We start from the raw sequence: 20464 nt of genomic DNA, 5'->3' as shown, positions 1-20464 counted from the left end.
GATCAGCTGCCCCCGCAGCCACCGCCGCCGCAGGAAGAGGAACTGCTGCTGCAGCTGGACCCGGAACTGCCGCACGACGAGCCACCGCCGCACGACGACCCGCCACCGCACGACGAACTGCCGCACCCCGACCCCGACCCCGACCCGCCGCACGACGACCCGCACCAGGCCGTGTCCGAGCTGTCGTCCGGCACGTTCCAGCCGCAGCTCGCGTTCGACGAGCCGGTCGACGTGGTGGACGACGACCCGGAGTACGGCGCCGCCGAGGCACCCGCACCCGCCATCGAGTGCTGCACCTCGGTGAGGTGGTCGCGCAGTACGTCGTCCACGAGCAGCGCGGTGCTGCCGAGCGCCACGAGCAGCGCGGCGGACTGGGTCGCGTCGCTCACCAGGTCCGCCTTGTGCGCCGTACGGAACGTCCGTACCGCCGAGACACCGGCCCGCGTCACCCGCCTGCTGAGGACCTTCCGGCACACCGCGCCGGTCACGATGCCGAGGAGGGCCGCAGGCAGGACCTGGACGACGAAGGGTGTCTCTCCGTTCGCGCCGGTGATGGCGCCCGTCAAGGTGAAGAGCAGGACGAGCACGAAGCCCGCCGCACAGATCCCCGACTGCCAGGCGGCGTACCGCCGCCAGGGGCGCCCGGCGCGCGGATTCCGCATCAGACCGCGCTTCGCCAGCCGGTCACCGACCGCCTGGACGGCCGGGGCCCGCATGACGTGGCGGCGCAGGGTGTCCAGCGCGCCGTCCGGAGTCCGCGCCAGCGAGTCCAGGACGGCCGTCTCGACCGGGTCGTACGCCACCGCCTGCCGCACGGACACCACACCGGGCCCGCCCACGGCGAGCCGGCCGTCCTGGTGCATACCGGCGATCGCGGCGTCCGCGACCCGGGCGGGGCCGCCGGCGAGGAAGGCGATCTCCCAGAGTTCGTATGCGGTCGCCTTGCGGCGCTTGGGGCGGGGCGTCGCACGGACGACATGGACGGTACGGGCGACGAGCAGCAGCGAGGAGGCGGCGATCACCAGGGTCACCAGAGGCGCGAGCATGTTCATCACCCCCGGCCCAGGGCGAGCCGTGCGGCGCGGACGAGCCGGTTCGCGGGCCTGCCCGGCGGTTTCGGCCCGGAGCGGTCCCGCCACCACTGCGTCAGCTGACGGCGCGCGTCCGGGTCGGCGGGCCGGTTCTCGGCCAGCAGATGCACGGCGAAGTCCATGGCGTCCTGGCGGTAACCGCCCTTCATGGGCCGGTGCCGCGCGTAACCGAGGAAGCTGGGCCGGTAGTCCGTGCCGAGGATGCCCGGCAGCTCGGGCGCGACCTTGGCGACCACGGAGGCCCGCTTGTCGGCCAGCGCCCGGCTCTGCACGAGCAGCCGCCGCCGGTCGAAGCCCTCCGGCGCCGGCGTCCCGGCCACCAGCGCGGAGAGCAGCGCGGCCTGCGCGACGGCCAGGCGCTGCCGGGCGGGGGTGGTCGTGGCCGGACCGGTGGTCGTGGCCGGGCCGGTGGTCGGAGCCGGGCCGGTGGTGGGGCTGCCTTCCGTCGCGGGCTCCTGTGCGGTCCCGGGCCCCCGGCGTACCGGGACCGCCGGCGCCTCCGTCATCACCGTGCGGATCATGTCCAGCTCCTTGGCGAGTTCATCGGTCGCCGGGAAGTTCTCGTCGCGCTCCAGGAGGATGCCGGGAGGCGTGGTGCGGGCGCAGAGTTCCGCCAGTACGTCCAGGACGGGGCGGGTCACCGGGTGGGCGTGGGTGTCGTGCCAGACCCCGTCCCGCTCGATCCCGCCCGCCACGTGCACATACGCGATGGCCTCGACCGGCAGCTCGTCCAGTGCCGTGGCCGGGTCCTCGTTCCGGTTCACATGATTGGTGTGGAGGTTGGCGACATCGATGAGCAGCCGTACGCCGGTGCGCTCGACCAGTTCGGCGAGGAACCGTCCCTCGGTCATCTCCTCGTCGGGCCAGGCGACCAGCGCCGCGATGTTCTCCACGGCGAGCGGTACGGGCAGCGCGTCCTGCGCGATGCGGATGTTCTCGCAGAGCACGTCCAGAGCGTCGCGGGTGCGGGGCACGGGCAGCAGGTGCCCCGCCTCCATCGCGGGGGAGGCGGTCAGCGGGCCCCCGGCCCGTACGAACGCGATGTGCTCGGTGACCAGCGGCGCGCCCAGTGCCTCGGCGCGTTCCGCGAGGGCGGCGAGCCGGGCCGGGTCCGGGCGTTCGGCGCCGCCGAGCCCGAGCGAGACGCCGTGCGGCACCACCGTCGTGCCCCGCTCGCGCAGCGCCTGCAAGGCGGGTGGGAGATGACCGGGACAGAGGTTCTCGGCGACGACCTCCACCCAGTCCACGCCGGGCAGCTCCGCCACCCCGTCGGCGATCTCGGGCCGCCAGCCGATGCCCGTACCGAGATGTTCCATGGTTCCCCCCACTCGTGCACCCCCGTGGTGTTGGGTAGTCATCGCCCCGCCGGTCGGGAACCAATCCCGGGGGAGGCGGGTTCAGAGGATGATTTGAGCTTGCGACGGCGCGTGCCACCGAGTGGGCGGCTCGGCTCCTGTCCCGCGCCGCGTGCGGGACGACGCGACGCCGTACGCCCCGCGTTCCGTATCGCTCAGCGCGCCGTCTCGACCCCGACCGCGGCACCCAGCGCGAGCAGGACCCCGCCGGTTGCCTGGTCCAGGCGGCGGCGGACGCGGGGGCGCTGGAAGAGGGCGCGCGCCCGGTGCACCGCCAGGGCGATGCCGCCGAGCCAGAACAAGCCCAGCAGGACGTGGACGGCGACCAGCAGCAGCGTCGTGGCCACGACCGGCGCGCCGTGCGGGATGAACTGCGGCAGCAGCGACATGTACACGACCCCGACCTTCGGGTTCAGGACATTCGTCAGCAGGCCGGTACGGAACGCCCGCAGCGGCGACTGCCGGCCGACGTCGGTGATGCCGGATTCCGGACCGGCGCCTTCCGGTCCGGCGCCTTCCGGCAGGTCGCCCCCCGGCGTGCGGCGGCGCGCGCTGCGCAGCGCCTGGAATCCCAGCCACATCAGATACAGCGCCCCGGCGACGCGCAGCGCGTCGTACGCCGTCCGCGACGCGGACAGCATGGCGGTCAGCCCGACCGCGCCCGCCAGCCCCCAGACGACACAGCCCGCGGCGATGCCCAGCGCGGAACACAGCGCCGCCCGCCGCCCCGAGCCGAGGGAGGTCCGCAGCACCACGGCGAAGTCCGGCCCCGGCGAGACGGTCAGCAGGACGGCCACCGCGGTGAAACCCATGAGAGAGGAGAACACGGGAGATAACCGTACGTTGTCCGCTGACCTCGGCTTTCCCGGGGCCTGACGGTCGTACCCCTTGCCCGGGGGCCGGGTGCCTGCTCCCATGGCCATCGGGGGGTGAGGGGACATGAGCGACATCCGTCATCAGCCCGGCGCGGAGGACGGGTCAGCGGACCAGCTGTCCGCCGACGCCGTCGCGGACCTCGGTGCCGAGGGGAGCGGGGAGGGGAAGCGGGAGGCGCGGTACGCGAGCGACCCGGACCGGCTGTTCCTGCCGCCGGACGACGATCTCGCCCCGAACCGCCCGGGAGAGGCCCTGCGGGTCCGCCTCGCGGAGGAGCCGCGCGCGAGGGCCGCGCTGTGGTGGGCCCGCCTGCTCGGCCGGCGCCCGCCCCAGGACGACTGGCACCGGCAGCTCCTCGGCGAACAGGCCGTCGGCACGGCCCTCGACCTGCTGACGGCGGGCGGCTGGTACGTGATCCACTCCGTGCCGATGCCGCCCGCGGCGGTCATCGGCCACCTGCTCATCGGTCCCGGCGGCGTGCTGTGCGTCGGCACCCATTACGTGCGCGGCGCCCGGGTGCGGGTCGCCGAGGACGCCGTCCGCGTCAGCCGCGGCCACCAGGCGTTCCCGTACGTCCGGGACATCCGGCAGGAGGCCCGGCGCGCCTCCTACGTGCTGACCCGCAGCTGCCGCTTCCGCGTCGAGACCCGGCCGGTGCTGGCGTTCGTCGGCGCGGCGGAGGTGACCCTGGACCCGGCCCTGCGCGGCGTACGGGTCCTGCGGGACGAACGCGAGGCGCCCTCGCTCGGGCAGCTCGGCGGGGTACTGGCCCCCGCGCGTGTGGAGCGTGTCTACACGGTCGCCAGGAACCGCCGTACATGGCTGGCGGCCTGAACGGGCCCGCGCCTCACACTGCCGTCACGCCCCCGGGTCCCCCGACAGTCCGGCGCACCGCGTCGCGCAACCAGTGGTGCGCCCCGTCGGCCGCGTGGCGCGGATGCCAGGCCATGCCGATGGTCACGGGCGGCAGCGGCAGGGGGACATCGAGGAGGTGCAGGCCCAGGGCGGTGGCGGCGTCCGTGAACGGCGAGGGGGCGGCGCCCGGGAGGGCGATGGGGAGGAGGCAGACGACATCGCTGCGGGCGGCGAGGGCTATCGCGGCCAGGTGACTGGGGAGGACGGCGGTGACCCGCCGCTGGAGGCCGTGCTCGGCCAGGGCGGTGTCCAGCGGGCCGGTGAACCGGCCGCGTCGGCTGACCGCGACGTGCTCGGCGGCGGCGAGCCGTTCCGGGGTCAGGGGTTTTTCGGTGAGGGGGTGGCCGGGCCGGACGGCCGCCACCATCCGGAGGGTGACCAGTTCCTCGACCTGGGTCTCGGGGTCGACATGGTCGATGGCGCCGATCTCCAGGTCGATCCGGCCGTCGCGCAGGGCCGGCTGCGCTTCCAGCTCCTCGGCCCGCAGGCGCAGCGAGACCCCCGGCGCCTCCTGCCGGGCCAGTTCCAGCAGGCCGGGGACCAGGGCCGCGCCGACGATGTCGGCGGCTTGGACCGTGAAGGTGCTGCGCAGTGCGGCGGGGTCGACGCCGGTGCCGGGCGAGAGCAGTTCTCCCAGGCGGCGCACCACCGTGGCGGCTTCGTCGCGCAGGGCCTGGGCGCGCGGGGTGGGGACCATGGTCTGTCCGGCCCGGACCAGAAGAGGGTCCTGGAGGATGCGCCGCAGCCGGGCGAGCGTGCGGCTCATGGCGGCGGGTGAGGTGTGCAGGCGCGCGGCGGCGCGGGTGACGCTGTGCTCGGCCAGCAGCGCGTCCAGCGCCACGGCGAGGTTGGCGTCGATGACCGGCTCGGGTCTCGCTGGACCGTTCACGCCGTTCCCCCTGTTCGGACCGTTCAGCGGCGTCATTCCATTTCGGGCAATGATCCCTTGCCGATGTTCCCATTGTGGCAATACCGGGCGCCTCGCAGGATGAAGACGTACCGGTCCGGTACGTCCCACACGGTCTTCACGACCGCTTCCACCTGCCCTTTCGGAGGCAATGCACCATGTCCGCAGAGGAAACCGCGCCGCCCGTCACCGCCTTCCTGCTCATCAAGACCATGCCCGAGTGGCTCGCCATGACCCCCGAGGAGCGCGTGCACGCCTTCGGCACCGAGGTCATGTCCGTGGTCAAGGCCAGGACGACCGGCGTGCGGTCGCGCTTCTACGACACGGAGTTCTACTCCACCCGCGTCACCGACGTCTGGGTCTGGGAGGCCGACGACCACGAGGCCTACCAGCTCCTCATCGACGCGCTGCGCGAAACCCCGTTCTGGGACCGCTACTTCGAGGTCGTCGACCTCCTCGTCGGCACCGAGAACGGCTACGCCCGTACGTACAACGTCGACCCCGTCGCCACCGTCAGCACCTGATACACCGCCCGCACCACCGAACCGCCCGGACCGGGCGACTCCCGATGCCCTCCCGCCCCCCACATGGCCGGAGGGCTTCGGCCGTGTCAGCAGCCTCCGGCAGACGGTTCGAGCCGCGCCCGCAGCGCCGGATGGTCGGCGACGACCGTGCACGAACCGGGCGCGATCTCCGTGAACCCCGCATCCCGGACCATCGGCAGCCCGTCGTGGACCAGCCGCTCCCACTGGTGCGGTGCGGCGGACCGTACGGAGAGGGGGAAGCCGGCCTCCCGCCAGGACGTGCGCTCGGCCGGGGTCAGCTCCCACCACGCGAGCTGGGCGCCGTGGCCCGCCTGGGCCATCGCCTTGCCCGCCGACATGTCCAGCTCGGGGTTGAGCCACAGCACCACGCCGCCGGGGGCGGGCGCTTCGGCCTCCTGCGGGTCGTCCAGGTGCGTCCCGGAGACCTGGAGCCGGGCCAGGTCCTTGGGCCAGCCGTCCAGCGGGACCGGCGGGAAGACCCGTACCTGCGCGTCCGTGCCGTGCACCGTGATCCCCGGCAGCGCCTCGGCCCGGCGCCACTCCGCGCCGCGCGCCCGGCGCACGACCTTGCGGATACGGGCGTCCTGCCAGTCGCGTACGGCTGCCGCCCACTCGCCGTCGCCGGTCGCGCGCTCGTCCGCGAGCAGCACCAGGACGGCCCGCGCCGCGGTCTCCAGCGCGTCCGTGCGGGCGGGGGGCGCGTCCCGCTCGATCCGTACGACGAGGGGGAGGACGTACTGCGGGGCGGCGTCCCGGTCGGACTCCGCGGGGCGCGGCGCGTCGGCCGGGGTGTCGGCCGGATCGCCGGGGCCGGTGAGGTCGGTGCTGGTCACACGGACAAGTGTGCCAGCAGCCCGGCCGGGCCCGCGGCGGGCCGTCGCCTTGGCGGAGCGGATCGTTCCGGGTGATTATCCTCCCTATGCACAGCGACCTCTTCGCCTCCGAAAACGTGGTCACCCAGGCCTCCGCGCCCGGTATGACCCTGCAGAACGCCAAGTCGATCAAGTACGCCGTGGACGGCGAGTGCTTCGCCCGCCAGGGCTCGATGGTCGCCTACCGCGGTGACCTGCAGTTCGAGAAGAAGGGGCAGGGCGTCGGCAAGTTCATCAAGCGGGCCGTGACCGGCGAGGGCCTGGCCCTGATGGCGGTGCGCGGCCGGGGCGAGGTCTGGTTCGCCCACGAGGCCGCCAACTGCTTCATCGTCGAGCTCGCCCCCGGCGACGGCATCACGATCAACGGCCGCAACGTGCTGTGCTTCGACCCGTCCCTGTCGTACGAGATCTCCACGGTCAAGGGCGCGGGGATGACCGGCGGCGGCCTGTTCAACTCGGTCTTCACCGGCCAGGGCAAGCTCGGCGTGGTGTGCGAGGGCAACCCCATCGTCATCCCCGTCTCCCCGCAGGCCCCGGTGTTCGTCGACACGGACGCGGTGGTCGGGTGGAGCGCGTCGCTGAAGACCTCGCTGCACCGCTCGCAGAGCCTCGGCTCGATGCTGCGCGGCGGCTCCGGCGAGGCCGTCCAGCTGCGGCTGGACGGCGAGGGCTTCGTGATCGTACGGCCCAGCGAGCTGCGTCCCGAGCGGGCGAGCGGGAACTGACGGTGACGGCCGGGGGCGCAAGCGACCAGGGGGCGGCGGGGTGCCGATGAGGCTGGACGGGGTCGGGCGGCGCTACGGAGTGCGCGGCCCATGGGTGCTGCGGAACGTGAGTCTCGACCTGCCGCGGCGCTCCCTGGTGCGCGTGGAGGGGCACAACGGCAGCGGCAAGTCCACGCTGCTGCGGCTGCTGGCCGGGATCGACGCGCCCAGTACGGGCCGTATCACCGGCCGCCCGCGCACCGCGTACGTCCCCGAACGCTTCCCGGCCGCCCTGCCGTTCACCGCCGTCGGCTACCTCACCCACCTCGGCCGGGTGCACGGTCTGCGCGGCCGTACGGCGGCCCGCCGCGCCACGGAATGGCTCGACCGCTTCGGCGCCGCCGGCCACGCCCGTACGCCGCTCGCCGAGCTGTCCAAGGGCACCAGCCAGAAGGTCGCGGTGACGCAGGCCCTGCTCGCCGAGCCGGACCTGCTCGTCCTGGACGAGGCGTGGACGGGCCTGGACCCGGCGGCGCGCGAGACCCTCGACCGGGCCGTGGCGGAGCGCGTCGCGGCGGGCGGCACGGTCGTCTTCGTCGACCACGACCCGCGCCGCCTGGAGGGCGCGGCCGACGCGCGGTACCGGGTCACGGGCGACCGGCTGGACCGGCTGCCGGACGGGGCGGAACCGGGCCCGGCGGAAACCGGCGGCCTCCACAGCCCCCGGGTGATCATCGAGGCGGTGGCACCCCCCGGTGCCACCGCTGCCGACCTCCCGGGCCGCCCCTCCGCCACCCCCGGCCCGGACGGCACGACGGTCCGGCTGACCGTCGCCGCCGCCCACTCCGACGCGCTGCTGCGCGCCCTGCTCGCGGCACATCCGCCCTGGCACATCCGCACCGTCACCCCGGCCCCGCCTCCCGACGAAAACCGGTAACCGTGATTCCGCTCCTGCGCTACCACTCGGCCCTGCTCCTGAGGTCGCACCGCTGGCTGCCGCCGGTCCTGCTGTACGCCGCCTTCCTCGCCGTCGGTGTGCAGCCCGGCGGGCCGGTCCTCGACTCGTACGGGTTCGCCGCGATCGGCCCGCTGCCCCTCGCCGCCTGGCTGTGCCGGCTCTGCGTCACCGGCGAGCCGCCCGCCGCCCGTGCCTGCGCCGCCGCGGCCACCGGCCCCGGCCGGGCCCACCTCGCCAGGGTCCTGACCGGGGCGCTGTCCGCGACGGTCCTGGCCTTGGTCGGCACGGTGTACGTCGCGCTCGGGTCCGACCCGCACGCCTCCGACCACCACACCGCCGTCCCCGTGGCGCCCGCGTTCTGCGCCGGGCTGCTGGCCGCGCTCGTCTCCGTCCTGCTCGGCACCGCCGTCGGGGCCCTGTGCAACTGGCCGGTGCTGCGCAGCACCGGCTGGTCGGTCCTGTCCGGCCTGTCGGCCGCGCTCCTGCTGCTGGTCGGGAGCGCCTCGCCCGCCAACGCCGCGGTATCCGGCCTGGTCACCGGCTCCGCCCACGGGACGGTCGCCCTGCCCTGGCTGCCGCTGCTCGGCACGGTCGTCATCGCGGCCGTGGCCACCGCCGTGGCCTGCCGCCTCGGTTCGCGCCGCAACTGAGGACGCGCCTCAGTCCTCCCAGGGCCCGGTCACCGCGAACGTCGTCCCCGGCGTATAGCAGTTGACGTACATCGTCCGCTGATCCGGGGAGAACGTGACACCCGCGAACTCACCCCACTCGGGCTTCTCCGGGGTGCCGATGTTCTGCCGCCCGCGCGCCACCGGGTACACCGTGCCGCGCCGGGTGAGGCCGAACACGTACTGGGCCCCGTCCCCGTCCTCGCACACCATGAGGCCGCCGCCGGGGGCCAGGCAGATGTTGTCGGGGGACTCGCCGGGCAGCTGTACGTCGGTGTCCGGACCGAAGACGACCACGAGGGTCAGGCGGCGCGCGTCCGGGTCGTAGCGCCACACCTGCCCGTAGTGGTCGGCGGCCGAACCGTCCGCGCTCCGCGCGAAGCTGGACACGAAGTAGACGCAGGAGCCGCCCCAGTAGCAGCCCTCCAGCTTCTGCGCGTGGGTGATGCCGCGCGGCCCGAAGTCCTGGAAGCGGACGGGTGTCTGCCGGGCGAGCGGGTCGGGGACGTCCACCCACTCCACGTGATCGAAGCGGGTACCCGTTTCCTGGACGGCGGACAGGTCCTTCACGTCCGGTACGCGCAGCGCCTGGAGCCGTCCGCCGGCCCGCAGCGAGCCCCGCCCGCCGAGCGGCCGGGCGGGCCGGAAGCGGTAGAAGAGGCCGAACGGCTTGTCGAAAGCGTCCTCGGTCTCGTAGACCGTGCCGTTGCGGGGATCGATCGCGACGGCCTCGTGCTGGAAGCGGCCCAGGGCGGTCAGCGGCACGGCGCCGGTGCGGCGCGGATCGTACGGATCGACCTCGAAGACGAAGCCGTGGTCCTTGGTGTACCCGTCCTGGCCCGCCCGCAGCTCGGTCTCCTCGCAGGTGAGCCAGGTGTGCCAAGGGGTGGGTCCGCCCGCGCAGTTGGTGGAGGTGCCCGCGATGGCGACGCGCTCGGAGAGCACGCGCTGGTGCCGGTCCAGCTCCAGCGCCGTACAGCCGCCTTCGCCCGCCGGGTCGTAGGTCAGACCGTCGACGGCGGGGACGGGGACCCGGGACTTGCGCCGGTTCTCGTGGTTGCGTACGAGGTGCACGCGGCCGTGCCGTCCGGGGAAGGCCGCCATGCCGTCGTGGTTGCCCGGTGTCCGCCCCTCGCCCGAGGGCAGCGGGGCGCCCTCGCGGGACAGCACCCGGTACCGGAAGCCCTTGGGCAGATCGAGCAGCCCGGCCGGGTCCGGGACCAGGGGGCCGTAGCCGTGGCGGCCCGCGCCGTGCGCGGCGGCGGTGCCGGTGAAGAGTTCCGTGACGCTGCCGGCGAAGGCGATCGAGACGCCCACTGCACCGGTTCTCGCGAGGACCTGACGACGTGTCGCGGACATGGGCAACTCCCTGCTGGCGGACAGGTGGTGTCGACCCGCATGTGTGTACCACGCACGTCGGCCGCCGGGAACCGGCCGCGCGCGGACCGGAATCCGGCCCGCCGCCGCTGTGCCGCCCTGAGGGCGCGCCCTACGCCTCCGTCAGCGGCTTGGCGTCCCGGGCCAGCGCCGTGAGCCGGGAGATGGCGCGGAAGTACTTCTTCCGGTAGCCGCCCTTGAGCATGTCGTCACTGAACAGCGCGTCGAACGGCTTGCCCGCGGCCACCACCGGCACCTCGCGGTCGTAGAGCCGGTCCGCGAGGACGACCAGCCGCAGCGCGGTGGACTGGTCCGGCACCGCCTGTACGTCGGTCAGGCAGACGGCCGTGATGTCGTCGCACATCGCCCCGTACCGGCTCGGGTGCACCTTCGACAGGTGCTCCAGCAGGGCGGGGAAGTCGTCGAGCGAGGCGCCGGGCGTCCGGTGGGCGACCCGGGTGACGGTCGCCTCGTCGAACGGCGGCGGGGCCTCGGGCAGGCCGCGGTGCCGGTAGTCCTCGCCGTCGATGCGCAGCGGCCGGAAGTGGGCGCTCAGGCCCTGGATCTCGCGCAGGAAGTCCGCCGCGGCGAAGCGGCCCTCACCGAGCTTGCCGGGCAGCGTGTTGGAGGTGGCGGCGAGCGCCACGCCCGCCTCGACGAGCCTGCTCAGCAGGCTGGAGACGAGGACGGTGTCACCGGGGTCGTCCAGTTCGAACTCGTCGATGCACAGCAGGCGGTGGCCGCTGAGCGTCTGCACGGTCTGCTGGAAACCGAGCGCACCGACCAGGTTCGTCAGCTCCACGAAGGTGCCGAACGCCTTGCGCGCGGGGTCGGCCGGGGTCGCGTGCCAGAGGGAGGCCAGCAGGTGCGTCTTGCCGACGCCGTAGCCGCCGTCCAGGTAGACGCCGCGCGGACCCGAGGGGGCCGCGGCCTTCTTGGGGCTCCGGCCGAACCAGCGCCGCTTGCCGCCGGACGCGGCCGTAGCGCCGCCGATGCCCGCGGCGAAGTCGCTCAGGGTCTGTACGGCCGCGGCCTGGCTGGGCTGGTTCGGGTCCGGGATGTAGGTCTCGAAGCGCGCGCTCTGGAACCGCGGCGGCGGCACCATCTCCGCCACCAGGCGGTCGGCCGGGACCTGCGGCGCGCGCTCGGTGAGCGCGACAGGGGCGGTTCCGGCCCCCTCGGCCGGCTGCCCGGCTATGGGGGAGGACTGGGGGGGCGAGGGCTGCGAAGACGACACAGCCGTCCAGCCTAGCCGCTGTGCGGGAGGACTCGGCCGGGTGAGCGAGGCATGTCACACTGCCGCCTATGCGACGCCTGTTTCCCATTCCCTCCCCGTACGTACGGTCCGCCGTTTTCCCGGACACCGCCGGCACCGAGAATTCTGCCGCGTCCGCCCCGGGAACATCACCGGAAGGCAATACCGGAACCGTACTGGGGACCGGGGAGGTTTCCGGGGCCGCCGTTTCCGGTACGGCGGATTCCGGCGCCGCCGATTTCACCGACCGCCGGTGGAGCCTGGACGAACTGGCCGACCTCTACGCGTATCCCCGCACCGACGACGGCGCGGGCTGGCTGCGCGCGAACATGGTCTCCTCGCTGGACGGCGCGGCCCACCACGAAGGCCGCTCGCAGCCGCTCTCCAGCGACGCGGACATGCGGATCTTCGGCGTGCTGCGCGGGCTGGCGGACGCGGTGGTCGTCGGCGCCGAGACGGTGCGCAAGGAGGGGTACCGCCCCGCGCGCGCCCGCGAGGCGTTCGCCGCGCGCCGCGCCGCGGCCGGGCAGGCCCCCGCCCCCGCCATCGCCGTGGTCACGGCGAGCCTGGACCTGGACTTCTCCCAGCCGCTGTTCACCGAGCCGCTGGTGCCGACGGTGATCGTGACCGGTTCCGGGGCCGACGAGGCCCGGGTACGGGCCGCGCGCGACGCCGGGGCCGAGGTGCTTTTCGCAGGTGAAGGCGCTGCGGTCGATCCGTCGCGGGTGGTCGGCGCGCTCGCCGCGCGGGGGCTGTCCCGGCTGCTGACGGAGGGCGGGCCGCGTCTGCTGGGTCAGTTCGCCGGAAGCGGGGCACTCGACGAGTTGTGCCTCTCCCTGGCACCACTGGTGGTCGCCGGTGACGCGTCGCGCATCATGAACGCGCCGGTGACGACCGTTCCGGAAACGTTCGTACTCGCGTCCGTACTGGAGGAGGCCGGTTTCCTGTTCACCCGTTACCGTCGGTCCTGAACAAAGAGCGGAATTGCTCGTTCCGCTTAGCTTCCGCTGGGCACACTAAAGGCCAAGGCCCCGTGTGGCGACGGGGCAGGATGGTTTCTGTCGGTTTCGCTCCGCGGACCGCGAGAGAAGAGAAGAAGGGCGCCCGCCGTGTTCACGAGTGTATTGATGATCGAGAAGTCGCTGACGCCCGCCGACGTGGAGTTCGTCACCACGCTGCACGGCGACGACCAGGTCTCCTTCGTCGTCCTCATGCAGCCGCGCGGCAAGCAGGACCGCCTGCTCAGGGCCATCGACGACGTGGCGCTGGGCGAATTCGAGGACGCCGTGCGCGAAGGCGACGAGCCGGAGGGCGCCCAGGCGGAGCCGCCCGCCGAGCGCGCCCTGTCCCACACCCTCTCGGCCCTGCGGGCGGCGGGCACGGAGGCCATCGGGCAGGTGGTCGAGGACCACCCCCTGGACCTGCTGCGGTCGGTCGTCGACGAGACCGGCGCCGACGAGGTGATCGTGCTGACCGCCCCGCACTACGTCGAGGAGTTCTTCCACCGCGACTGGGCCTCGCGCGCCCGCCACAAGGTCGGCGTGCCCGTACTCAAACTGTTCTCGCACGCGGCCGACGACCCCGCCCAGGACGTGGCGCAGAACCCGTCCCGGGGCCCCGTCACCGGCGGGGGAGCGGACTCCGCCGGGAGCTGAGCCGCCCGTCCCGCACGTCCGCGACCGCGTCCACCGCCTCCAGGTGGGCGCGGTCGTGCGTGACCAGCACCGTCGCGGTGCCGCGCCGGTGGGTCAGCGTGGTGATCAGGTCCAGGACCGCGGCGCCGCGCTCGTGGTCCAAGGCGCTGGTCGGCTCGTCCACCAGCAGCACGGCCGGCTCGTTCATCAGCGCACGGGCGATGTTGACCCGCTGCCGCTGCCCGCCGGAGAGCTGGTGCGGGCGGCGCCCCGCCTGGTCAGCCAGCCCCACCGCGTCGAGCAGTTCCAGCGCCCGCTCCCGCGCCGCCCGCACGGGTTTGCCGTCCAGGTGCGCCATGACCTGCACCTGCTCCACGGCGGTGAGGGACGGCAGCAGGTTGGGCTGCTGGAAGACCATGCCGACCCGGGTACGGCGCAGCGCGGTGAGCTCGGCCCGGCCCATCCCCGCCGTGTCCGTACCGTCGATCACCACCCGGCCGCGGTCCGGGGCGATCAGGGTCGCGGCCACCGCGAGCAGGCTGGACTTGCCGGACCCCGAGGGGCCGACCACGGCGGTCACGCTCCCGGCCGGCACCGTCAGGCTCACGTCGTCCAGGGCGGTCAGGCGGGCGGCGCCGTCCGGGTAGGTGAGGGTGACACCGGTCAGGGCGAGGCCGGCGGACGGCCGGGTTCCGGCCGGGGGGACAGATGCGTTCATGGTGTCCGTCGCTGGGTCGTCGGGGCCGGGCGGAGGTCCGTCCGGCCATTCGATGGGGGGTGTTCCGGCCCGCCGGGCGGAACGGAACGGGAGTTTCCGGGAGCGGAATCCGCAATACGGAGCGGTGTACCGCCCGTCGGGGAATTGCTGCCGGAACAGACCGGCGGGATGTGCCGAAAGGCGGAGATGGTCTCACTGCGGCCGGGCTTACCGAAGGCGGTCCCGCGGATATCGGCCGTGCCGGAATTCGCCGGGTCCGCCCGGGGAATGTCCGGGCACTCCGCCCGGGAAAGCACCGCGCGTGCCGGCCGGAAAGGCGGCGGGCTCATCGGGCGCTGCCCAGCGCGGTCAGCGGGTCGACGGCGGTGATGCGGCGGATCGACAGTGCGGCGCCGACGGCCCCCAGCGCGATCATGATCAGGGCCGGGACCAGCACGGTGGCCGGGTCCAGCACGAACGGTACGGCGCCGCCGACCGCCGCGCCGACCCCCGCCGCGACCGCGGTGCCCACGCCCGTACCGGCGACCAGCAGCACCACCGCCTGCCCCAGCGCGTCGCGCAACAGATACCGGGTGGAGGCGCCGAGCGCCTTGAGCACGGCCACGTCGCCGCTGCGCTGGATCGTCCAGACCGTGAAGAACGCGCCGATCACCAGCGCCGAGATGGCGAAGAGGAAACCGCGCATCAACTGGAGCGAGCCGTTCTCGGCGGTGTACGAGCCGATGGCGCGCAGCGCGTCGCCGGTGGTGACCGTACGGGTGCCCAGCCGCCGGTCGGCGTCGCCCAGGCCGGCGTCCGAGGAGGTGGAGAGGGCGACCACGGTGGCCGAGGCGGCCCCGCCGCCGGAGGCCCGGGAAGCGCCGCCGTGCCCGGAACCCCCGGCCGCCCCCGCCCAGTCGTCCAGCGACGTCCAGACCACCGGCGTATGGCTGAACATCGCCTCGCCCGCCACCGCCGCGACCGTCAGCGCGCGCCCGTTCAGCGCGAGCCGGTCCCCGGCCCGTACGCCCAGCTTGTCCGCGGCCTTCGCGGACAGTACGGCCGCACCGTCCGCGACCCGTCCGGCGCCGGGCGCCAGGTGCGAGCCGGGGCGTACCCCGAAGGCGGACAGGGCCGCGGTCCGCTGCCCGTCACCGTCGCCCGCCGCCGCCTTGACCGTGCCGATCCCCAGCGGCTCCGCCGACGTGACGCCCGGCACCCGCGCCCACGCCTCCCAGGTCCGCCGCTCGACGCGGGAGTCCGCGAAGGACACGTCGCGGCCGTCCGCCGGGGCGGCGAAGGCGAGACGGTCGGCGGGCAGCGAGGTGATCGCCGAGGTGTTCTCCCGCCCCAGGCCCGCCGTCAGGCCGGACAGCAGCCCCACCAGCACCGTGATCAGCACGATGACGGTGCCCATCAGGGCGAACCGGCCCTTGGCGAATCTCAGGTCTCTCCAGGCGACGAACACGGGGCCCGGCCATCCTTCCGTCCGGCGCCGGGCCCGCTGCCCGGCGGCTCGCCCCCACCGTCGCCGCTGCCGGGGGCGCCGGGCATCGCGCCGCGGAGTGGTTCCCCGTCATCAAAAGGCGAGGTCGGCGCTCCACCTTTTGATTGATGCCGGTACGGGTTCCGGCGCCTAGCCTGGAGGGGCCGTGACTCCGCACTCCCTGACCCCAGCCCTGCGGGTGCTGCGCAGCTGCCTGCACCTGATGGTGGCCGCACTGCTGGCGCTCGCCGCCGTACGGGCCGTGGCCGACCACAGCGCGAACGCCCCGGCCGTCGTCGGCGCGGCCGTCCTGCTGCTCGCCGTGTACGCCGTCGGCCCCACACTGCCCCCGGTCCGTACCTCCACGGCCGCCGCCGCCCTCTGGCTCGCCGCCGTCATGGCGGTGTGGGCCGTCCTGCTCGTCCTCACACCGCTCGGCGTCTGGCTGGCCTTCCCGCTCTTCTTCGTGCAGCTCCACCTGCTGCCACTGCGCTGGGCGCTCCCTGCGGTCCTGGTCACCACCCTCGTCGCGATCGCTGGATTCGGCTGGCACACCCACACGCTCACCGTCGGTACGGTCATCGGCCCCGTACTGGGCGCGGCGGTCGCCGTCGCCGTCGTCCTCGGCTACCAGGCCCTGTACCGGGAGAGCGAACAGCGCCGACGCCTCATTGAGGAGCTGACCGCGGCCCGCAGTGACCTGGCGGCCGCCGAGCACGCCGCCGGGGTGCTCGCCGAGCGAGAGCGGCTGGCCCGCGAGATCCACGACACCCTCGCGCAGGGCCTGTCCAGCATCCAGCTGCTGCTGCGCGCCGCGGAACGGGCCGTTCCGTCCGGGCCGGACACCGCCGCCGCGCTCGGCCACATCCAGCAGGCCCGGCAGGCCGCCGTCGACAACCTGGCCGAGGCCCGCCGTTTCGTACGGGCCCTGAGCCCGCCCGACCTGGAGGCCGGGTCGCTGCCCGCCGCACTGGAGCGGCTGTGCGCCACCACCGCCCGCTCCTCCGGCCTGGCCGTGCACTGCCAGGTCTCCGGGGCCCCCGTCGAACTGCCCACCCCGCACGAAGTCGCCCTGCTGCGCATCGCGCAGTCCGCGCTGGCCAACACCGTCCAGCACGCGGGCGCCGCCCGTGCCGAGCTGACCCTCTCCTACATGGACACCGAAGTCGCCCTCGACGTGGTGGACGACGGTACGGGCTTCGTACCCGGCCAGGTGCCGGGGCCGGGCTCCGGCCCCGCCACGGGCACCGGCTTCGGGCTCGCCGCGATGCGCGCCCGCGCCCGCGCGCTGCGCGGCACGCTGGCCGTGGAGTCCGCACCGGGCGAGGGGACGGCGGTCGCCGTCACCCTGCCGTATCCGGAGCCGGCCGCGGCGGAGGCGACGGCCGCGGCCGGCCCCGTAACCCGTCACCATGAACCCGACCCCGACCCCGACCCCGACCCCGCCCCCGATACCGATTCCCCTCCTGGACAGGCCACCGCGTGAGCCACCTCCCCGACCCCGCCGGCCGCCCCGGCCCCGCCCCCATCCGTCTCCTCCTCGCCGACGACCACCCGGTGGTACGGGCCGGTCTGCGCGCCGTCCTGGAGACCGAGCCGGGCTTCGAGGTCGTCGCCGACGTGCCCACGGCCGAGGAGGCCGTCGAGCGGGCCGCCCGGCCGGGCGTCGACGTGGTCCTGATGGACCTCCAGTTCGGCGGCCGGATGCTGGGCTCGCAGGCCACCGCCGCCATCACCGCCCGCGAGGGTGCCCCGCACGTCCTGGTCCTGACCACGTTCGACACCGACGCGGACATCCTCGCCGCCATCGAGGCCGGCGCCACCGGCTACCTCCTCAAGGACGCGCCGCCCGAGGAACTGGCCGCCGCCGTCCGCGCCGCGGCGGCCGGCAAGTCCGCCCTCGCACCGACCATCGCGCTGCGCCTGATGGACCGGATGCGGGCGCCCGCCGCGGCCCTGTCCCGCCGGGAGACCGAGGTGCTCCAGCTCGTCGCCGACGGGCTGTCCAACGCCGCGATCAGCAAACGGCTCTTCCTCAGCCAGGCCACGGTCAAGTCCCACCTGGTGCACATCTACGCCAAGCTGGGCGTCGACTCCCGTACGGCGGCGGTCGCCGCGGCCACCGCGCGCGGGCTGATCCGGCGCTGACCCCGCGCTCCGGCCCGCCCGGCACCGGCTGTCGGTGCCGGGTGCGAGAATCGTGCGCGTACGGACCGCAGAGATCACGGATCACAGAGACCGACGAGCAGGAGACTGACGCATGGCACCGTCCCCGGGCATCCCCGACGCGATGGACCGACCGCACTTCATCGGCATCGGCGGCGCCGGGATGTCCGGCATTGCGAAGATCCTCACCCAGCGCGGCGCCCGGGTCGCGGGCAGTGACGCCAAGGAGTCGGCGACCGCCCGCGCCCTGCGCGACCTCGGCGCCACGGTGCACATCGGCCACGCCGCCGCCCACCTCGCCGAGGACGCCACCAGCGTCGTCGTCTCCTCCGCCATCCGCGACGACAACCCGGAGCTGGCCGCGGCCCGCGAGCGCGGCATCCCCGTCGTGCACCGCTCCGACGCGCTCGCCTCCCTCATGGACGGCCTGCGCCCGATCGCCGTGGCCGGCACCCACGGCAAGACGACCACCACCTCCATGCTGGCCGTCTCCCTCGCCTCGCTGGGCCTGTCCCCGTCGTACGCGATCGGCGGCGACCTGGACGCCCCCGGCTCCAACGCCGAGCACGGCAGCGGCGAGATCTTCGTCGCCGAGGCGGACGAGAGCGACCGCAGCTTCCACAAGTACGCGCCCGAGGTCGCCATCGTCCTCAACGTGGAGCTGGACCACCACGCCAACTACGCCTCCATGGACGAGATCTACGAGTCCTTCGAGACGTTCGCCGCCCGCATCCGCCCCGGCGGCACCCTCGTGATCTCCGCCGACCACCCCGGCGCCCGGGAGCTGACCTCCCGCCTGGCCGGCCGCCTCGACATCGAGATCGTCACGTACGGCGAGGCCGAGGACGCCGACGTACGCGTCCTCAAGATCAACCAGCGCGGGCTGACCAGCGAGGTCACCGTCGCCCTCGCCAACGGCAAGATCCTCACCTTCACCGTCTCGGTCCCCGGCCGGCACTACGCGCTCAACGCCGTCGCCGCCCTCGCTGCCGGCACCGCGCTCGGCCTCCCGCCGCACAACCTGGCCTCCGCGCTCGGCACGTACAAGGGCGTCAAGCGCCGCCTCCAGCTCCAGGGCGAGGCCGCCGGCGTCCAGGTCATCGACTCCTACGCCCACCACCCCACCGAGATGACCGCCGACCTGGAGGCCATCCGCGGCGCCGCCGCCGGCTCCCGCGTCCTGGTCGTCTTCCAGCCGCACCTCTTCTCCCGCACCCAGGAGCTGGGCAAGGAGATGGGCGAGGCGCTCGCCCTCGCCGACGCCTCCGTGGTCCTGGACATCTACCCGGCCCGGGAGGACCCGATTCCCGGCATCACCAGCGCCCTGATCATCGACGCGGCCCAGGCCGCCGGCGCCCGGGTGACCGCCGAGCCGGACAAGACCGCCGTCCCCGAGGTCGTCGCAGGAATGGCGCGGCCGGGCGACCTTGTTCTCACCATGGGCGCGGGCGACGTGACCGAACTGGGCCCGCAGATCCTCGCGCGCCTGCAGAACTGACCCGAGGGAGAGGGACCGTATGCCGTACGAGATCGACAAGCCGGACGAGCAGTGGCGCGCCGAGCTGACCCCGCAGGAGTACCAGGTCCTGCGCCAGGGCGGCACGGAGCCCGCCTTCGTCGGCGAGTACACCGACACCAAGACCGCGGGCGTCTACTCCTGCCGCGCCTGCGGCGCCGAACTGTTCCGCTCGGAAACCAAGTTCGAGAGCCACTGCGGCTGGCCGTCCTTCTACGACCCCAAGGACACCGACGCCGTCGAACTCCTGGAGGACCGCTCCCACGGCATGGTCCGCACAGAGGTCCGCTGCGCCCGCTGCGGCTCCCACCTCGGCCACGTCTTCGAGGGCGAGGGCTACCCGACCCCGACCGGCCAGCGGTACTGCATCAACTCGATCTCGGTGCGGCTGAGGGCGGACGGGGACTGAGGGCGGGGCCGCCGGGTCCGGCGCCGAGCCGGTCCGGCGGCCGTACGCCGCGTGGCGCCCCGCGGCCCCGTCAGAACTGCGGCGCCCGAGCCACCGCCGGCAGAATCTGCACCTGTTGCCCCGGGGCCGCCTTGCGGCGGCGCCACTCGCGCGGGTAGCCGAGGGAGACCTCGATGTGCGGGACGCCGTCGACCTCGATGGTGCGCGGGATGTGCAGGTGGCCGTAGACGACGGAGGCGGCGCGGAAGCGGCGGGGCCAGTTGGCGGTGGCTTTGGTGCCGCACCACAGGGCGAATTCCGGGTGCCACAGGGGCTCGGTGGGCTCGCGGACGATCGGCCAGTGGTTGACCAGGACGGTGGGCAGGTCTTCGGGGATCTCGGCGAGCCGGGCCTCGGTGGCCGCGATGCGGGCCCGGCACCATGCCTCCCTGGTCGGGTACGGGTCCGGGTGGAGGAAGAACTCGTCCGTGCAGACCACCCCGGCCTGCTCGGCGACGGCCAGTGCCGCTTCCTTGGTGTGGGTGCCGGGCGGGCGGAAGCTGTAGTCGTACAGTGCGAAGAGCGGGGCGATCACGGCGGGGCCGCCCTCGCCCTCCCAGACCGGGTAAGGGTCCTCGGGCGTCAGCACGCCCAGCTCCCGGCATATGGCCACCAGGTGCTCGTAGCGCTGGACGCCGCGCAGCTGTACGGGGTCGTTGGACGGCGTCCACAACTCGTGGTTGCCGGGCACCCAGATCACCTTGGCGAAGCGCCGGCTGAGCACGGTCAGTGCCCAGCGGATGTCCTCGACGTACTCACCGACGTCCCCGGCCACCAGCAGCCAGTCGGCGTCCGAGGCGGGCCGCAGCCGGTCGACGATGGCGCGGTTCTCCTCGTAGCGGATGTGCAGGTCACTGATGGCCATCAGCCGGCCGGGCGCCGCCCCGTCCCGGTCGGCCTCGGCGGTGCGGTCTCCTTCGGAGCATGGGGTCTGCATCCCCTGACGGTAGGACAGGAGAGGGGGGTGGGGACATGCAGGGGGGTGGGCTGTTGG

The 20464-nt window shown here is 74.0% G+C and carries 21 protein-coding genes; 11 read left to right on the top strand and 10 right to left on the bottom strand.

The annotated features are described in order from the left end of the window. Nucleotides 1–2 precede the first annotated feature (2 nt). From CP984_RS08580 to CP984_RS08570, 3 genes are all read right to left on the bottom strand, one after another. Nucleotides 3–1046 carry a TIGR04222 domain-containing membrane protein gene (locus CP984_RS08580; RefSeq protein ID WP_226048630.1) on the bottom strand — a complete coding sequence of 348 codons (1044 nt, stop codon included), beginning with the start codon at nt 1044–1046 and terminating at the stop codon, nt 3–5. A 5-nt stretch (nt 1047–1051) separates the two neighbouring features. Continuing rightward, a complete protein-coding gene (locus CP984_RS08575; RefSeq protein ID WP_003984740.1) occupies nt 1052–2407 on the bottom strand; it encodes a DUF692 domain-containing protein in 1356 nt (451 codons plus the stop codon). 194 nt (nt 2408–2601) lie between these two features. Continuing rightward, nucleotides 2602–3273 (bottom strand): LysE family translocator, encoded by a 672-nt coding sequence (locus CP984_RS08570; protein WP_100246675.1) that lies wholly within the window; start codon nt 3271–3273, stop codon nt 2602–2604. A 112-nt stretch (nt 3274–3385) separates the two neighbouring features. Here CP984_RS08570 and CP984_RS08565 point away from each other — a divergent pair, with 112 nt between their 5' ends. Continuing rightward, complete coding sequence (locus tag CP984_RS08565) at nt 3386–4156, top strand: nuclease-related domain-containing protein (RefSeq protein ID WP_003984737.1); 771 nt, start codon at nt 3386–3388, stop codon at nt 4154–4156. A gap of 13 nt (nt 4157–4169) precedes the next feature. Here CP984_RS08565 and CP984_RS08560 read toward each other — a convergent pair whose 3' ends face one another. Further along, nucleotides 4170–5162: a LysR family transcriptional regulator gene (locus CP984_RS08560; RefSeq protein WP_050498881.1), complete on the bottom strand. Its 993-nt coding sequence runs from the start codon at nt 5160–5162 to the stop codon at nt 4170–4172. Nucleotides 5163–5302: 140 nt separating this feature from the next. Between CP984_RS08560 and CP984_RS08555 the strand changes: the two genes are divergently transcribed. Next, nucleotides 5303–5668, top strand: coding sequence for a darcynin family protein (locus CP984_RS08555; protein ID WP_003984735.1), 366 nt, complete (start codon nt 5303–5305; stop codon nt 5666–5668). Between the two features lie 86 nt (nt 5669–5754). Here the strand turns inward: CP984_RS08555 and CP984_RS08550 are convergent, their stop codons facing one another. Next, complete coding sequence (locus CP984_RS08550; RefSeq protein ID WP_003984734.1) at nt 5755–6522, bottom strand: aminoacyl-tRNA hydrolase; 768 nt, start codon at nt 6520–6522, stop codon at nt 5755–5757. An 86-nt stretch (nt 6523–6608) separates the two neighbouring features. Here CP984_RS08550 and CP984_RS08545 point away from each other — a divergent pair, with 86 nt between their 5' ends. Genes CP984_RS08545 through CP984_RS08535 form a run of 3 tightly spaced genes read left to right on the top strand, consistent with a single transcriptional unit; the run spans nt 6609 to nt 8873 of the window. Next, nucleotides 6609–7286, top strand: coding sequence for an AIM24 family protein (locus CP984_RS08545; RefSeq protein ID WP_003984733.1), 678 nt, complete (start codon nt 6609–6611; stop codon nt 7284–7286). Between the two features lie 46 nt (nt 7287–7332). Next, nucleotides 7333–8202 carry an ATP-binding cassette domain-containing protein gene (locus tag CP984_RS08540; protein WP_078575642.1) on the top strand — a complete coding sequence of 290 codons (870 nt, stop codon included), beginning with the start codon at nt 7333–7335 and terminating at the stop codon, nt 8200–8202. A 2-nt stretch (nt 8203–8204) separates the two neighbouring features. Beyond that, the gene (locus tag CP984_RS08535; protein ID WP_003984731.1) at nt 8205–8873 is read left to right on the top strand and encodes a hypothetical protein; all 669 of its coding nucleotides are present in this window, start codon (nt 8205–8207) and stop codon (nt 8871–8873) included. A 9-nt stretch (nt 8874–8882) separates the two neighbouring features. On the opposite strand, the gene CP984_RS08530 is transcribed toward CP984_RS08535, so the two are convergent. Both CP984_RS08530 and zapE read right to left on the bottom strand, forming a co-directional pair. Then, entirely contained in the window at nt 8883–10250 is a 1368-nt protein-coding gene (locus CP984_RS08530) for an alkaline phosphatase PhoX (protein ID WP_030185380.1), read from the bottom strand. Between the two features lie 130 nt (nt 10251–10380). Next, nucleotides 10381–11466, bottom strand: coding sequence for a cell division protein ZapE (zapE, locus tag CP984_RS08525; protein WP_030185378.1), 1086 nt, complete (start codon nt 11464–11466; stop codon nt 10381–10383). A gap of 107 nt (nt 11467–11573) precedes the next feature. Here zapE and CP984_RS08520 point away from each other — a divergent pair, with 107 nt between their 5' ends. Both CP984_RS08520 and CP984_RS08515 read left to right on the top strand, forming a co-directional pair. Further along, nucleotides 11574–12494 carry a pyrimidine reductase family protein gene (locus CP984_RS08520; RefSeq protein ID WP_226048629.1) on the top strand — a complete coding sequence of 307 codons (921 nt, stop codon included), beginning with the start codon at nt 11574–11576 and terminating at the stop codon, nt 12492–12494. Nucleotides 12495–12650: 156 nt separating this feature from the next. Beyond that, entirely contained in the window at nt 12651–13178 is a 528-nt protein-coding gene (locus tag CP984_RS08515) for a hypothetical protein (RefSeq protein WP_003984728.1), read from the top strand. Here the strand turns inward: CP984_RS08515 and CP984_RS08510 are convergent. Together CP984_RS08510 and CP984_RS08505 are read right to left on the bottom strand one after the other, a co-directional pair. Further along, nucleotides 13144–13875, bottom strand: a complete 732-nt coding sequence (locus tag CP984_RS08510; protein ID WP_003984727.1) for an ABC transporter ATP-binding protein — start codon at nt 13873–13875, stop codon at nt 13144–13146. The genes CP984_RS08515 and CP984_RS08510 overlap by 35 nt on opposite strands. A gap of 325 nt (nt 13876–14200) precedes the next feature. Further along, nucleotides 14201–15322 carry an ABC transporter permease gene (locus tag CP984_RS08505; protein WP_003984726.1) on the bottom strand — a complete coding sequence of 374 codons (1122 nt, stop codon included), beginning with the start codon at nt 15320–15322 and terminating at the stop codon, nt 14201–14203. 241 nt (nt 15323–15563) lie between these two features. On the opposite strand from CP984_RS08505, the gene CP984_RS08500 reads away from it, so the two are divergent. The 4 genes from CP984_RS08500 (at nt 15564) to msrB (ending at nt 19431) form a co-directional block, all read left to right on the top strand. Continuing rightward, complete coding sequence (locus tag CP984_RS08500) at nt 15564–16826, top strand: sensor histidine kinase (protein WP_078575647.1); 1263 nt, start codon at nt 15564–15566, stop codon at nt 16824–16826. Continuing rightward, nucleotides 16823–17488 carry a response regulator transcription factor gene (locus CP984_RS08495; protein ID WP_003985398.1) on the top strand — a complete coding sequence of 222 codons (666 nt, stop codon included), beginning with the start codon at nt 16823–16825 and terminating at the stop codon, nt 17486–17488. Before CP984_RS08500 ends, CP984_RS08495 begins: the two co-directional genes overlap by 4 nt. Nucleotides 17489–17600: 112 nt before the next feature. After that, nucleotides 17601–19004 carry a UDP-N-acetylmuramate--L-alanine ligase gene (gene murC / locus CP984_RS08490; protein ID WP_003985399.1) on the top strand — a complete coding sequence of 468 codons (1404 nt, stop codon included), beginning with the start codon at nt 17601–17603 and terminating at the stop codon, nt 19002–19004. 19 nt (nt 19005–19023) lie between these two features. Continuing rightward, complete coding sequence (gene msrB, locus CP984_RS08485; RefSeq protein ID WP_003985400.1) at nt 19024–19431, top strand: peptide-methionine (R)-S-oxide reductase MsrB; 408 nt, start codon at nt 19024–19026, stop codon at nt 19429–19431. A 70-nt stretch (nt 19432–19501) separates the two neighbouring features. Here the strand turns inward: msrB and CP984_RS08480 are convergent, their stop codons facing one another. Further along, on the bottom strand, nt 19502–20407 hold the full coding sequence (locus CP984_RS08480; protein WP_003985401.1) for a metallophosphoesterase family protein: 906 nt from the start codon (nt 20405–20407) through the stop codon (nt 19502–19504). Nucleotides 20408–20464: the final 57 nt, after the last annotated feature.

Source organism: Streptomyces rimosus (assembly GCF_008704655.1).
GTDB lineage: Bacteria > Actinomycetota > Actinomycetes > Streptomycetales > Streptomycetaceae > Streptomyces > Streptomyces rimosus.
This window is presented reverse-complemented; position numbering and strand designations above follow the sequence as displayed.

Bases quoted from the DNA above. Each gene is read 5' to 3' on its own strand.
- CP984_RS08575 (WP_003984740.1), bottom strand. From the start codon at position 2,407: ATGGAACATCTCGGTACGGGCATCGGCTGGCGGCCCGAGATCGCCGAC.
- CP984_RS08560 (WP_050498881.1), bottom strand. From the start codon at position 5,162: ATGACGCCGCTGAACGGTCCGAACAGGGGGAACGGCGTGAACGGTCCA.
- CP984_RS08480 (WP_003985401.1), bottom strand. From the start codon at position 20,407: ATGCAGACCCCATGCTCCGAAGGAGACCGCACCGCCGAGGCCGACCGG.
- CP984_RS08530 (WP_030185380.1), bottom strand. From the start codon at position 10,250: ATGTCCGCGACACGTCGTCAGGTCCTCGCGAGAACCGGTGCAGTGGGC.
- CP984_RS08580 (WP_226048630.1), bottom strand. From the start codon at position 1,046: ATGCTCGCGCCTCTGGTGACCCTGGTGATCGCCGCCTCCTCGCTGCTG.
- CP984_RS08500 (WP_078575647.1), top strand. From the start codon at position 15,564: ATGGTGGCCGCACTGCTGGCGCTCGCCGCCGTACGGGCCGTGGCCGAC.
- CP984_RS08515 (WP_003984728.1), top strand. From the start codon at position 12,651: ATGATCGAGAAGTCGCTGACGCCCGCCGACGTGGAGTTCGTCACCACG.
- msrB (WP_003985400.1), top strand. From the start codon at position 19,024: ATGCCGTACGAGATCGACAAGCCGGACGAGCAGTGGCGCGCCGAGCTG.
- CP984_RS08540 (WP_078575642.1), top strand. From the start codon at position 7,333: ATGAGGCTGGACGGGGTCGGGCGGCGCTACGGAGTGCGCGGCCCATGG.
- murC (WP_003985399.1), top strand. From the start codon at position 17,601: ATGGCACCGTCCCCGGGCATCCCCGACGCGATGGACCGACCGCACTTC.
- CP984_RS08555 (WP_003984735.1), top strand. From the start codon at position 5,303: ATGTCCGCAGAGGAAACCGCGCCGCCCGTCACCGCCTTCCTGCTCATC.
- CP984_RS08545 (WP_003984733.1), top strand. From the start codon at position 6,609: ATGCACAGCGACCTCTTCGCCTCCGAAAACGTGGTCACCCAGGCCTCC.
- CP984_RS08520 (WP_226048629.1), top strand. From the start codon at position 11,574: ATGCGACGCCTGTTTCCCATTCCCTCCCCGTACGTACGGTCCGCCGTT.
- CP984_RS08565 (WP_003984737.1), top strand. From the start codon at position 3,386: ATGAGCGACATCCGTCATCAGCCCGGCGCGGAGGACGGGTCAGCGGAC.
- CP984_RS08510 (WP_003984727.1), bottom strand. From the start codon at position 13,875: ATGAACGCATCTGTCCCCCCGGCCGGAACCCGGCCGTCCGCCGGCCTC.